Here is a 14,303-nt window from a genome sequence, read left to right as displayed (position 1 = left end):
TAATTCCGATATGGAGGTAACAGTCCATCGTTATAACCGCGCTATAATAAAGTATAAATGTAATGGAGGATCAGCAGCTGATGATCGCTTCCCAATCAATAAAATAACGACATACTGATGAAAAAACTTTTTCTTCTTGACGGCATGGCGCTCATCTACAGAGCGCATTTTGCATTGAGTAAAAACCCCCGTTTTACGTCCACAGGGATCAATACATCGGCTGTGATGGGTTTTGCAAACACCTTAATGGAGGTGCTGAAAAAGGAAAAACCAAGTCATATTGCCGTGGTTTTTGACACATCGGCTCCTACGGAAAGACATACAGATTTTGAGGCTTATAAAGCCCACAGACAGGCGATGCCGGAAGATCTTTCTGCGGCTTTACCTTACGTGTTTAAGTTGATTGAAGGCTTTAAAATCCCTGTGATTACGAAAGATGGCTTTGAAGCGGATGATATCATCGGGACAATGGCCAAAGAAGGCGAGAAGCAAGGCTTTACCGTATTCTGTATGACTCCAGATAAAGATTTTGCACAACTGGTGTCTGATAATATTTTCATTTACAAGCCTGCGCGTATGGGTAATGAAATGGAAATTATGGGCGTAGCTGAAGTGAAAGCGAAATGGGAAATTGAAGATGTGAAACAGGTAATTGATATCCTTGGCCTATGGGGTGATGCAGTGGATAATATCCCTGGTATCCCCGGTATCGGAGAGAAAACTGCGAAATCATTGATTCAGAAATATGGCTCAATGGAAAACATCATTGCACATTCTCATGAGTTAAAAGGAAAACAACGTGAAAACGTAGAGGCCTATGCAGAGCAAGGCTTATTGTCCAAAAAACTAGCGACCATCATTCTGGATGTTCCGGTAGAATTTAATCCTGATGAACTGGTGTTAGAATCTCCAAGTCGTGAGTTATTGGAACCATTATTTGCAGAATTAGAATTCAGAACCATCGGCAAACGTGTTTTTGGAGAAGAATTTAATGTGAATGAGGCAAAAGCTCCTGCGGCTTCTCAACAAATAGACTTATTTGGCAGCCCTGTGGATCAACCAGCAGGAAAGACCGGCACATTTGTGTCTGCTCCGACCTTCTCCGAAGAAACGCAGGCCTCAAAAACAATAGAAAATACTATCCACGATTATCAATTGGTGGATACTCCGGAACTGCGTAAATCATTGATCGCGCATCTGAAAAAACAAGACAGCATTTGCTTTGATACAGAAACTACAGGCACAGATGCCAACCTTGCAGATTTAGTAGGAATGTCATTCAGTACCAAACCCGGAGAGGGATATTATGTTCCTTTGTCGGCGGAGAGGGAAGAAGTATTGACTATTCTGGAAGAATTCAGAGGGGTTCTTGAAAATGAAAATATCGGGAAGATCGGACAAAACATCAAATATGATATCCTGATCATGAAATGGTATGACATTGCTATCAAAGGAAAACTTTTTGATACGATGCTTGCGCATTACCTGATTGATCCGGATACCAGACATAACATGGATGTCCTTGCAGAAAACTATCTGGGTTATACCCCAATCTCTATCACTAAACTGATTGGTGCGAAAGGTAAAAATCAGGGAAATATGAGAGATGTTCCGGTAGCGCAGGTCGTTGATTATGCAGCAGAAGATGCGGATGTGACCTTGCAGCTGGCAGATGTTTTCAGACCGATGTTAAAGGAATTGAATGTGGAAGAACTGGCCAGAGATGTAGAAAATCCTTTGGTGTATGTACTCGCAGCTATTGAAAAAGAAGGTGTAAAAATCGATGTAGATACGCTGAAAAACTATTCAAAAGAACTGGAAACCGACATCAGGAAGTTTGAACAGAATGTTTTCGAAAAATGTGGGGTTACTTTTAATCTTGCTTCGCCAAAACAACTTGGTGAGGTTCTTTTCGATAAATTACAACTAGATCCTAAAGCTAAAAAAACTAAAACAGGACAGTATCAAACTGGTGAAGATGTGTTATTAGCACTAGCCAATAAAAGCGATATTGTGCAGGACATCCTTGATTTCCGCCAGTTGCAAAAGCTGAAATCTACTTATGTTGATGCTTTACCGCTATTGGTAAATCCTAAAACCGGAAGGGTGCATACCAGCTATAATCAGGCTGTAGCAGCAACAGGAAGGTTGAGTTCTAACAATCCAAACCTGCAAAACATTCCTATTCGTAGCGATCGCGGCAGAGAGGTACGTAAAGCCTTTATTCCAAGAGATGAGCACCATGTATTGCTTTCTGCGGATTATTCGCAGATTGAGCTTAGAATCATTGCCGAAATCAGCAAGGAAGAAAACATGCTGGAAGCCTTCAATAATGGTATTGACATTCACACGGCAACCGCAGCCCGCGTATATGGAATTGCTATTGACGAAGTAACGTCAAACCAACGTCGTAATGCTAAAGCAGTAAACTTTGGTATTATCTACGGTCAGTCTGCTTTTGGATTGTCTCAGAATCTGGGTATTCCAAGAAAAGAAGCTGCCGCAATTATTGAGCAATATTTCGAACAGTATCCAGGTATTCAGCGCTACATGTCAGATACCATGAACTTCGCCAGAGAAAACGGCTTTGTAGAGACCATCCTCGGCAGAAGAAGGTACTTAAGAGATATTAACTCAGCCAATCAAACTGTACGTGGTTTTGCAGAGCGAAATGCGATCAATGCCCCAATTCAGGGTTCTGCCGCAGATATGATTAAAGTGGCCATGCTGAACATTCATAAAGACATTCAGGATCAGGGCTTACAATCTAAAATGACCATGCAGGTGCATGATGAGTTGGTCTTTGACGTGTTGAAAACAGAAGTAGAAGCCATGAAAAAGATCATTACACATCGTATGAAAACCGCCATAAAAACTACTGTGCCGATTGAAATAGAAATCGGTGAAGGTAATAACTGGCTGGAAGCTCATTAAAAAATTGGTGTAGGATTAATAAAAAAAGGAGATATGTCAGGAGATTCACCGGAAATTTTGCCCTTTTCAGGGTAAAAGATTCCAGAATCGACGACATGCCTCCTTTTTTACATTATTAAATAATTACTAATAATCCAGCAATTAATCTCCTGACGCAATCTGCATTCTAATGCATACTGCTTTTTAATTATAACTCAATCGTTTCACCAATCGATGGCAACAACAACACTTTATTTTCTCTGTTGAACTTTGCAATCGCTTCTTCTGTGTCAATTGCAATCACTGGAAACGTATTGTAATGCACCCCAATCACTTTATTACAGTCGAAATATCTTGTAGAGACCAATGCATCATCCACATCCATTGTGTAATTCCCACCAATCGGTAGAATCGCGTAATCTAGATTGTAAAGTTCTGCAAGCAATTTCATTTCTACCGTTAACGAAGTATCTCCGGCAAAATAAATAGCCTTTCCAGCTGTTTCAAGTACAAATCCTGCCGGATTTCCACCATAACTACCGTCAGGCATAGAACTCGAATGTGCTGCCCATACCATTCTTAATTTACCAAACTCAAATTTCTGAGCCCCATAATTCATATCATGCGTATTGGTAACCCCCTGAGCTTTTGCCCAGGCAATTACTTCCGGCATGGCAATTACTTTCGCGTTGGTTTGTTTTGCGAGGCTCACCAGGTCTGCCACATGATCACCATGTCCATGACTTACCAGAATATAATCTGCTTCAATCTTCGTGGTGTCAATGTGTTTCGCCAGCCCATTCGGACTAATAAATGGATCAAAAAGAAATTTCTTGCCAGCTGCTTCTAATAGAAAGCAGGATTGACCATAATAAGTATACTTCATGAGGCTAAAAGTTAAGGTTAAAAACGACTATTGGCCGAACATTCCGCCAAGACCACCCATCATCGACTGAGTCGCAGCTTGCATTTCATGTGCGCTTACTTGCTCTGCCTGTGCTAAAGCTTTGTTGATGGCAGTTAACAAGAGCTCTTCTAATTCTTCTTTATCTGCTTGTTTGTAAAATTCTTCATCGATCTCTACGGCGGTAATCGCTTTGTTTGCTGTTGCAGTAATGCGAATAGCACCACCTTCTACTTCACCAAAAACAGAAACGGTATCTAATCTCTTTTTTATCTCTTCGGCCTGCTTTTGTGCAGCCATTAATTTTTCGAACATAAGCTTGTTTATTTTATTATAACAACGAAATTAAGGGAAATTGGTTTAAAGAAAACATTTTATGTAAAGATTTCCTGCAGGGGATTTAAGAAAAACAGCCATATCCGAAGGGATACAGCTGTCGTCATAAGTAGATAAAAGAAGGTTACATGCCTAAGCCAAGGGTCATTGCGGTAACTGTTTTCGGGAAATCAGCAACCGATGTAGCTATCCCGCTGGTTAGGTTAATCGTATATATTTTGTTCAGGGCGCCAATGGTAAAAATGGCGTACCCTGTTCCGGAGTTACTGCCGATGTCAAAACCATTGGTGCTTTCTACATTGATGCCCAGGCTGCCGACCTCTACTAAAATCCCGTCATTTGGCGGAGTTTGTTTGTAAAGTTTATCGGTGACATGGTCGATATCGAATAGTACGGTTTCTGTGGCTCCGGCAAAGTTATTGGTATATGCGGCGGCACTAACGGATGGAGTTCCTGGTTTCAAGATGGCATCTATCGCGGCTACAGCACCTGTTTCAGGGTTTAAGCGTAAATTCTGACCATTATTGCCAACCACACGAATGCGGTCTGCCATAGGGTTGAAATCAAAGCCATAGCTAGTGCCGGTGAGTAGGGTAGTCAGGACTCCCGAGCCCAGCGGGGTGAAGGCGCCCGTTGCGGCATTTACGGTATACAATCTGCTGGTACTTCCTAAAGCATAAATCTGGCCGTTAACCGGTCTGAAGTCGATGCCAAGCACCGTTTCCGCTGGTGCTAAACCTGTGATTGGCTTAATGACCATTGCTGCCGGATTCATTGGGTTAAAGATTAAAAAGTTGTTGGCATTGTCCACTGCATAGGCTACAGGATCTGTAGGTATAGCCAGGCCTTCAATTGGACTGGATGCAGGGAATTTTCCTGCAAAAGTCGCTTTTCCGGTTTCCAGATTGATGGTGTAAAGGCTGGATGCGCCGGCAATAGTACCCGCAGCCAGAACTTTGGTATTGTCCGGCGAAATGTCAAACGCGGCACTACTGCCAATTTCTACACCTAGTGCGCCAACTTCTACCAATTTCCCGTCGTTTGGCGGGTCTTGTTTATAGAGCTTTTTGCTGGTCAGATCGATGTCAAAAAGAACGGTTGTTGCGGCTCCGGCTTTGCTGTTTGTATAAGCTGCGCCTGAGATATTGGGATTGGTAACGCCATTAATATTGCCATCTGTGGCAGCTACAGCACCTGTTTCCGGATGTAACCTAAGGTTTTGGCCTGTGTTGGTGATCAGTCGGATGCGGTCTACGGTTGGGTTAAAATCCAGAGAAACAGCAGTGCCGTTAATTACAGGACTAATGCCTGTTCCAATTGCTCTGGCAGCCCCATTTAACCGGATCACAAATAACTTATTGGTATTACTTACTCCGTAAAGTTCTCCTGTGGCAGGGCGGAAGTCAATACTCAGTATTTTTTCGTTACCGGTAAGCCCGGTAATGGCAACGGTAGACATTGCTGTGCTTATGTTTTTCGCGTTAAATTTGAGCAGACTGTTGTTGGATAAAGCGTAAAAAACCTGATCCGGGCCTGCAACAGGTAGTGTTGGCGGTTCAATAACTGGATCCTTATCTTTCTTGCAAGCCGTTATGATTGCCGCAAAAAGCAGCAGTAGGAACAGGGATTTCCTCAGGAGAATCCCTTTTAAGTTAAAGTTTTTCATAGGTAGGTGTTTTAGTAGAAGGTTTTGGGTATCTACGGAAAAACACTTAGCCTGGTTTTATTGCTTCTGGCTCCGTTATGGTTGAGAATCGGAGTGTTTGTTGTTGGTGTACAGTTAATTAACCCTCCGTTACTACTGCAAGAAAACTTTCCCTGTAGTTTTTAGAGATCGGAATCGCACTATCATCCTCAAGAACCACAATGTTTCCGGTGATGGTTTTGATCGCGTTGATCTGTACAATAAATGATTTATGGGTTCTTACGAATTTCTTATGCTGCAGACGCTCTTCAAAGCCCTTAAACGTTGAATAGGTAACCAGTGTTGCTGTTTTAGTGATGACTTTAACATAATCTCCCATGGCCTCTACATAAAGAATATCTGTAAACAACACTTTCGTCAGTTTATCATTTTCTTTGATAAAGAGGTGCCCATTTTCATTTGAAGGGCTGCTGGAAGATCCTTTAACCCTGGATTGTTCAATCTGTAATTTCGCTTTATTGCAGGCTTTCAGGAACCTGGAAAAGGAGATGGGCTTCAGCAGATAATCTACGATACCGATATCAAAACCATCGAGTGCATATTCACCAAAAGCGGTGGCGAAGATAATTGCCGGTGGATTTGCTAAAGACTGGACCATCTCCAATCCATTGATTTTGGGCATTTGGATATCGGAGAATAACAGATCAATTTCATTCTTTTGAAGGAAATCAATCGCTTCAAATGCATTTTCACACTTACCCTCAAACTTCAGATAGTCGACTTTACCGATAAAGCTTTCCATGATTTCTAAATTTAAAGGTTCATTATCAACAACGAGGCATCTTATATATTCGCTCATATTATAGCTTGATTTTTAAATTGGTATGGTAATATTCAGAGGTGCTTTTAATTTCTAATATATGTCGGTTCGGATATAAAAGTGCGAGTCTTTTTTTTGTATTTTCCACGCCTATGCCACCAAAATACTCTTTTAACTCATTATTGTTCTTTTCAGCTTCTTTACTGTTTTTAATATCAAAATGGAAGGTATTATCCAGTACTTTAACGTTTATTTCCAGCCATGGATTCTCTATAGAGTTACCCAGGCCATGTTTGAATGCATTTTCCAGAAACGGGAACATCAGTAAAGGAGAAATACTAAGGGCATCTACTCCGGAAAGGTCGCAATTGACCACTACGCTGGTTTTTTTATTTAGCCGTACGCGTTCCAGATTCACATAATTGTTCAGGAAGTCAATTTCCTGTTGGAGCCTGACTTTCTCTTTATTTGATTCATATAAGGTATATCTTAGCGTATCTGACAAGTCTAAGATGACATCAGCGGCTGCCTCGTCTTCCTTCATATTTAAGATGTAGATGCTATTTAAAGTATTGAACAAGAAATGAGGATTGAGCTGCGACTTTAAATAGGCGATTTCTATGGCTGCCTTTTCTTTTTCCATTTCCGTAGTCCTATAGGCAGATTTAAGCATCTCTACAATGATCTTCAGGCAAAAAACAGGTGAAAGGGAATAGATGATGTCTATAAACCCACCAAATAGCCTTTCAAAAGTAAAAATATGCAGGAATCCATTTTGTAGTCTAATCTCTTGTTTTCTTCTGAAGACCTCATCATCTATATAAGAAAATTGGTTAATCAGTAAATCGTTTAGGTATCCGTTTACCCGCCATAAATAAATTAAGGCAATGGTACTTAATATGCTCAGAATGATCTTCTTCTTTCGAATTAAATGCGGGTAAATGAAATAGAAAAAAGGATAAAAAATGATAAAATTTCCAAGAAGAACGTCAATGAGAATAAGAAGCGATGCATTAATGGAGAGATCAGTAGTCAGGAGCAAGCTGGTTTCTATGATTGCCCCATAAATTAACCACATCAGGACATGAAGCCCAATGCGCCTTTCTTTGGTATAGTAGGAATGAAACCATAAAATAAAGTCTTGATTAGCAGGAGTTGTCGTGTTATTCATGATTTAAGGTTGATCATTAATTCTATACTGTATTCGTCTGAGGTATTCACAATCTCTAAAATGTGCTTTCCCGGATATAAAAGCGCTAATCTTTTTTTGGTGTTCGATACACCTATTCCCCCAACGTACTCCTTTAGTTGTGTGCCGTTATTTTCATCATTTTTACTATTCCTGATGTTAAAATGAAAAGTGTGACCAACCACTCTCGCGGTTATTTCTATCCATGCATCCTTCAAAGAAGTCCCCAATCCATGTTTAAAGGCATTTTCAATAAAAGGGAAAGTGAGCAAAGGAGAGATATTGAGAACTCCGGCGGCAGACCTGTCACAATCGAATTCTATTCTGGTATGTGCAGGGTACCGCACACTTTCCAGCTTTACATAGTTTTCCAGAAAATCCAGTTCCCTGTCTAAGCTTACTTGTTCTGTATTGGATTCATACAAAGTATATCTTAATGTTTCTGACAGTTCCAAAATGAGGTCTGATGCCGCTTTATCCTTTTTCATATTCAGGATATAGAGACTATTTAGTGTATTAAATAGGAAATGTGGGTTCAGCTGTGACTTTAAAAAGTTGATCTCCATAAGTGCTTTCTCTTTCTCCAGCTGCGTACGCTTATAGGCCAGTTTCATAATGTCGACCAATATCTTAATGCAGAAAAACGGGGATAGTGAGGCGATAATGAAAATCAGATCACCCATGATGTTCTTGAAGGAAAAAATATGGAAAAAGCCTTGCTCAGCCATTTTTTCGAACTGGATCTTCATAATCGGATTGTCTACTTCTCCATAATGATAGGTGAATATCATCCCTAAATATTGAATGATCTCAGAAATATAAATTAGTCCGATACTCAATAAAACGGATGCTAAGATCTTCCTTTTAAGTATAAACTGAGGAAGAATCCAATAAAAAAACAAGTAAAACAGCACCACATTTAATGCAATGCGGTGCAGCAGAAAAAACAGTGAGGAATAGAAGGAGACTTTATGACTGAGGATTAAACCCAGCTCTATGAAGATTCCAAAAGCCAGCCACATGGCTAAATGTAGGGTAACTCTGTTCGTCCTCTGGTAAAAAGAGTGAAACCATATAATGAAGTTGGACATGATTTTAAATTAAAACGGTTTCTAGCAGGCTTACTTTTATTTCTTAATGTATTTTATTTCTTCGCGTAAAACTAAGTTTTTTCACAAGCGCTTTCCTTCCTCTTCACTGCTTTTTTGCAATATTTTGGATTTAAATGCTTTTCCCAGATCAAAATTATAGTTCATGGACACATTAAATGTTCTGGTTTGTCTTCTTTGACTCAGTTTTGAGCTGTAATCCTTGTAAACCGTTGTCCCTTTTATTTTGTACGTATAGAAGGGATCTGATATGGTGGTTTTTAGCAACAACTTATTGTTTAAAAGTTTGTGCTGAGCACCAATGTCCAGGCTAACCAGATTCTTTGCAAGAAAGTTGCCGCCAATCAGATTCGAAAGATAGAAGGCATTCAGGTTGATGCTTGTTTTTGGTGATAGCTTGAAATCATGATTCATTTGCAGGGCAACCATCCCTTTACCGATGGTTAAGTCTGGGGTATTGATTTTTTGATGCCTGATTTCAACGTTCGTATTCGATTCCCACCATTCGGTGATGGAAACAGGAACATTAACCGATAAACTTAAATTTTTGTTGTTTCCGAAATTTTCATAGGTATAGATCGCTAACAAGGGGTTTTGCTCGTCAATTTTGATAAGTTGTGAAACCAGGTCTTTGTCATTTTGATAACCGGCTTTAAAAGAATATTTGCCTTTTAAGGTGAATCCGATTTCATAAACATTGCTAAAGGATGGTTTTAAATATGGGTTTCCACGGCCTACAGCATAGTTGTTGAGGTAAGATTCATAAGGATTTAAGGTGTTGTAGGAAGGGCGGGCAATTCTTCTGCCATAATATAATGACAAATAATTATCTCCATCTTTATTCAAGCCATGTTTCAAAAACAAAGAGGGAAACAAATTGAAATTAGCTGTTTCAGTCAGCATATTGGAGGTCACTAAATTACCGGACGTTGTTGTATACTCCCCACGCATTCCCAGTTTAACATCAGTATTGAATATTTTACCAGTATAGTTGAAATAACCAGCAAGGATTTTTTCTTTGTAATCATAACGGTAAGCTTGTTCAGGATTGTTTTTCCAGTCACCATCTTCCAGCCCTTCAAATGTAGCACTGTTTTTAATCACACTGGAAACGCCTTTTGCTCCAAAAGTTACGCTGTTATTTTTGCCAAAAACCTTCAGATATCTGGCATCAGCCGTATAAATGGAAGCATTGCCTGGCGTGGTATTTCTGAATGCCGTGTCCGACAAGCGTACGTCGCTATCATTGTAGAAGGCACTATAGGCGGCACTGTTTTTCGTCAGTTTATTGCTCGTGTAATCTGCTAATAATTGGAAACCGGATCCGGATTTATCGAAAGTGATGTTATAATTCAGGCCAATATTATGATAGTTGGTCTTTGTGCCTACTGGAAATGTGCCGATATTTCTGAGGTCCTGTTCGTTATTCGGGTAATCTACAGTGGCAACAGACTGTGAAGTAGCCGTTTTTCTGTTAAATGAGCCAGCATAATCAAGCCCAATATATTGTGTCTTTGATAAATCATAGATCAACCCGGTATTTATCCTGTGTCCGGTGTTATTGTTGATGTAGCTGGCGGCTTCTGCAAATTGATAGGGTTGATTAACATACTGTCTGTTGATCTCGTTATCTTCATAGCTTTTTAATTTATTGAAGGTATAGTTGACAAAAAAAACGGTTTTGTCCTCCTTGAAATTTAGACGAACACCTTCATTGGTCCCGGCATATCGACCCTGAGTATAACCCGCATTAATAGATCCGTTGATCCCCGCAGCGCTTTGCTTTTTTAAAATGATATTGAGCATCCCCCCCGTTCCTTGTGCTTCGTATTCGGCTGGCGGATGCGCAATCACCTCTATAGATTCGATGTCATCTGCGCGAAGGTTGTTCAGATAATTTGTTAAATCATCCCCGTTAAGTGGTAGAATTTTTCCATTAACCATGACCCTGGTTCCGGCATTACCATTAATTGAAATGACGCCGTTATTCACAAATACACCTGGAGCCATACTCAAAATCTCTAAGGAGGATTTTCCCGCACTGAGCGAATTGTTGCTGATATTTAAGACCAGGCGATCAATCTTTTGTGTAATGAGGGCTTTCCTGGCAGTTATAGAAACTTCAGCCAGATTATTTTCCTGAGGCTTAAGGCTGAGACGTAAAGTATCGTTGAGATTAGATTGAGCAGTTGACAGCACCTTAATTAAGGAGGCATAACCAAGGTAGCTGACCGTTAATGAAGGTTTTTGTTGAGCGTTATATTGTAATTTGAATACGCCGTTTTGGTCAGTTAATTTAACAAGGGCGGGAGTGTTGTCATTTGGGGATGATAACTTTAGTGTGGCAAAAGGAATGGCCAGGCCAGCTTCATCCAGCACTTTTCCAGTTATAGTGTCCTGTGCTTTTGTGTAACTTACCGTTAGGAGTAAAATAATTAGGAGGAGGTTTAGCGTTTTCATGATATCATCTTGTTTTTCTTATCGTAAAGATGTGTTTCATAAGAAAATGAAAAGATTTTATTAGCCGAGTGGACGGTTTTGACCTATGAAAATGAATTTTTACCCGACAACAGGATTTTGGAAAAATCGTTACCCCATACCTTTTAAGGTTTAGGAGGGTTTATCAGGTAGCCGGGCTTATTTCATTAAGGCGGTGTTAAAGTCTACAAACAATTTGAAAAGGCTTTCAAATGCGGTAAATGGCAAGGTTGCGGCCTGATCGTTAACATCATGGTAAGCAGCAATTCCCCCCTGCGTATACATAAAGAATGCAGGAACACCCCTTTCCGTGAAAAAGTAATGGTCACTATTTGCGGCTTTCCCTCTGGAATTGATTTTAGTCAGGTATTTTTTATCCTGATTGATCTGCCGGAGCAGGGTGAATTCTTTGGGATGAATTGTTGCATTCACTACGGTGATGCCATCTTCCCCGGTTCCCACCATATCTACATTCGTCATAAAGCGGATCTTGCTAAGCTCGATTAATGGGTTTTCCGTAAAATACTTTGAGCCTGACAGACCGATTTCCTCGCCGGCGAAGCAAATAAAAGCCATAGTATAAGGCTGTGGATGGTTGGCATAATATTCTGCGAGGTTCAATAATAAGGCAATGCCACTGGCATTGTCATTTGCGCCAGGGAAATAAGTATCCTTCCCCAAACCTCCCAGGTGATCGTAATGGGCCGTAATTAACACGACAGAATCGGGATTGCGGGTACCTTTTACCATCGCACAGATATTGGCTGCCGGAAAGTCAGGAATAAATTTGTTCTCCATATTGAGCTCAATACTTTCAGGAGTACCGGATATTGCTTTAGGGTCGAGTTCTATCCGGGTATAATCCCCTGCTGCGGGTGCCACAGACCAGGTGAGTTTGTCTTTTAACAGTAAGAGGATACGATGTTCGGGGTTGAGGAACGTGACGCTGTCTTTTTGCGTCAATGCTCCTTGTGTTTTTTGTCCCATGCTTTCCGGGCCTGGTAAAAAATCCTTTCCCGGAAGGAGCGTCTTTCCGTTAATCTGCAACATCATTTCTCCGGGGAAAGTATTTACAGGGTAGCTAAAGGCTTGTTTGAAGTCCTTGCCGTCCATGGGGATCAATCCGTAATCCTTAAAGGTTGCACTGATAAAATTGGCTGCTTTGTCCATGCCGTCCCTGGTATAACCGCGGCCCCACATCTCCCGGGACGTCAGTGTGTCTACCACTTTTCTTGCCGTTTTCAAATCCTGTCCGAAGACTGGTTTCGTCAGGATAAACAGAAGGAGAAGCAAGCACTTTTTCATGTAGCTGAGGGGGTTGAAAACGAATATAAGGGATTTAAAGCTGTTGGGGATTAAAACAGATCGTTAAAAGTATTGTTATTCCTGGGAAAGCAGAACCTTTATCTAATCCCTGAGCCCCATAAAATATGAACATCCGATCAAATGAACCCTTCTGGTTAGTAAAAAATGGATTGCTGCACACTTATCCTTCCCTGAAGGAGAACATCATTTGTGAAGTATTAATTGTAGGAAGTGGAATTACAGGTGCGCTGATGGCCCATTCCATGATGAAGCAAGGCTATGATACGGTGTTGATAGACAAAAGAGAAATCGCCAATGGCAGTAGCTCGGCCACTACTTCCATGCTACAATATGAGATCGATGTGCCCTTATACCAGTTAACGGAAATGATAGGTGCGCAAGGCGCAATTGCAAGTTATAAAGCTTGCAGGGATGCCATATATCGTTTAGAAGAACTGGTTGCGGAGATTGATTCGCCCTGCGGATTTGAAAGGAAGGATTCGCTTTATTTTGCAGGTAGGCGTAAAGAGGTGTCCTGGTTGAAAAAGGAGCTTGATGCCCGTAAGACGGCTGGTTTTAAGGTGAAGTGGTTAGAAAAAAAGGAAATTAAAGAGCGCTATGGCTTACAGGCAGAAGGAGGGATTTTATCAGAAGAAGGCGGAAGTGTGGATGCTTTTTGTCTGGCGCACAATCTCCTGCACTATAATGCCAAAAAAGGTCTGCGGGTGTTTGATAAAACTGCTTTAAAAAAGGTCAGATATGACAAAAACAAGGTCCTGGCAGAGCTGGAAACAGGGCTGCAAATTACAGCAGGGAAGGTGATTTATTGTACTGGCTATGAAACACAGGCGATGTTGCCGGAAAAGATTGTCTCGCTGAAAAGTACTTATGCGATGGTAAGTGAGAAAGATCATACCTTATCACCGGAAATGGAAAGCACCCTGTTTTGGAATACTGACACCCCATATCTGTATATGCGAACTACAGCCGATGGCCGGTTATTGGTTGGTGGTGAAGATGAAAATTTTAAAAATCCCAGGTTAAGAGATGCTTTACTCGGGCGTAAAAGAGATAAGCTGGTTAAGGCATTAAGGCAGTATCTGCCAGGTCATCAGTTTGTTGACGATTTTTGTTGGTGCGGGACTTTTGGCGAAACCAAAGACGGTCTGCCTTATATCGGGGCACATCCGAAGTTCCCTAACAGTTATTTTGTTTTGGGTTTTGGTGGAAATGGCATCACTTTTTCTATAGCAGGAATGGACATCATTCCGGAGATGATGAGAGGGACGCCAGGTTTGCTTTCTCATTATTTCCGGTTCGGAAGGTAATGTGTTGTTTTTAAGTCATTTATGTGATTCAGTGGTTTTGAAAAATTAATGAAAACTTAATGCTTATAGGTGTCATACTTTTATCTATTAGCTTATTTTTGAACGATAAGTTAAAACCAGGATGGGTCATATTTTTAAAAAACCGTTGTTATTCTGTCATTTAAATGGGCTTGAAAATAGAAAGGGAGGTCAAAAACAGAAAGCATGAAAAAGGGGCTTGATTTTTGATTAATTATAGCGGCGAAAGGAGAGCAGGGAACTCCGTTTTTAATTCAA

The 14,303-nt window shown here is 40.7% G+C and carries 10 protein-coding genes; 2 read left to right on the top strand and 8 right to left on the bottom strand.

Annotated elements, in window-relative coordinates:
- Positions 1 to 117 precede the first annotated feature (117 nt).
- Entirely contained in the window at positions 118 to 2,934 is a 2,817-nt protein-coding gene (gene polA, locus OQX61_RS16385; protein ID WP_265842875.1) for a DNA polymerase I, read from the top strand.
- A 187-nt stretch (positions 2,935 to 3,121) separates the two neighbouring features.
- Here the strand turns inward: polA and OQX61_RS16380 are convergent, their stop codons facing one another.
- From OQX61_RS16380 to OQX61_RS16345, 8 genes are all read right to left on the bottom strand, one after another.
- Positions 3,122 to 3,799 (bottom strand): metal-dependent hydrolase, encoded by a 678-nt coding sequence (locus OQX61_RS16380; protein ID WP_265842874.1) that lies wholly within the window; start codon positions 3,797 to 3,799, stop codon positions 3,122 to 3,124.
- A gap of 27 nt (positions 3,800 to 3,826) precedes the next feature.
- The gene (locus OQX61_RS16375; RefSeq protein WP_265842873.1) at positions 3,827 to 4,132 is read right to left on the bottom strand and encodes a YbaB/EbfC family nucleoid-associated protein; all 306 of its coding nucleotides are present in this window, start codon (positions 4,130 to 4,132) and stop codon (positions 3,827 to 3,829) included.
- A gap of 145 nt (positions 4,133 to 4,277) precedes the next feature.
- Entirely contained in the window at positions 4,278 to 5,819 is a 1,542-nt protein-coding gene (locus OQX61_RS16370; protein ID WP_265842872.1) for a DUF4394 domain-containing protein, read from the bottom strand.
- Between the two features lie 118 nt (positions 5,820 to 5,937).
- Positions 5,938 to 6,657, bottom strand: a complete 720-nt coding sequence (locus OQX61_RS16365; protein WP_265842871.1) for a LytTR family DNA-binding domain-containing protein — start codon at positions 6,655 to 6,657, stop codon at positions 5,938 to 5,940.
- A 1-nt stretch (position 6,658) separates the two neighbouring features.
- Positions 6,659 to 7,789 carry a sensor histidine kinase gene (locus tag OQX61_RS16360; RefSeq protein WP_265842870.1) on the bottom strand — a complete coding sequence of 377 codons (1,131 nt, stop codon included), beginning with the start codon at positions 7,787 to 7,789 and terminating at the stop codon, positions 6,659 to 6,661.
- Entirely contained in the window at positions 7,786 to 8,898 is a 1,113-nt protein-coding gene (locus tag OQX61_RS16355; protein ID WP_265842869.1) for a sensor histidine kinase, read from the bottom strand. The genes OQX61_RS16360 and OQX61_RS16355 overlap by 4 nt, the downstream gene beginning before the upstream one ends.
- A gap of 81 nt (positions 8,899 to 8,979) precedes the next feature.
- Positions 8,980 to 11,376 carry an outer membrane beta-barrel protein gene (locus OQX61_RS16350; protein WP_265842868.1) on the bottom strand — a complete coding sequence of 799 codons (2,397 nt, stop codon included), beginning with the start codon at positions 11,374 to 11,376 and terminating at the stop codon, positions 8,980 to 8,982.
- A gap of 177 nt (positions 11,377 to 11,553) precedes the next feature.
- The gene (locus OQX61_RS16345; protein ID WP_265842867.1) at positions 11,554 to 12,699 is read right to left on the bottom strand and encodes a M28 family peptidase; all 1,146 of its coding nucleotides are present in this window, start codon (positions 12,697 to 12,699) and stop codon (positions 11,554 to 11,556) included.
- A 125-nt stretch (positions 12,700 to 12,824) separates the two neighbouring features.
- Here OQX61_RS16345 and OQX61_RS16340 point away from each other — a divergent pair, with 125 nt between their 5' ends.
- A complete protein-coding gene (locus OQX61_RS16340) occupies positions 12,825 to 14,027 on the top strand; it encodes an FAD-binding oxidoreductase (protein WP_265842866.1) in 1,203 nt (400 codons plus the stop codon).
- The last annotated feature ends 276 nt before the right edge of the window (positions 14,028 to 14,303 follow it).

The sequence above is a fragment of the Pedobacter sp. PLR genome (assembly GCF_026239675.1).
Lineage (GTDB): Bacteria > Bacteroidota > Bacteroidia > Sphingobacteriales > Sphingobacteriaceae > Pedobacter.
The sequence above is the reverse complement of the archived record's forward strand: the minus strand, read 5'-3'. Positions and strand labels throughout refer to the sequence as shown.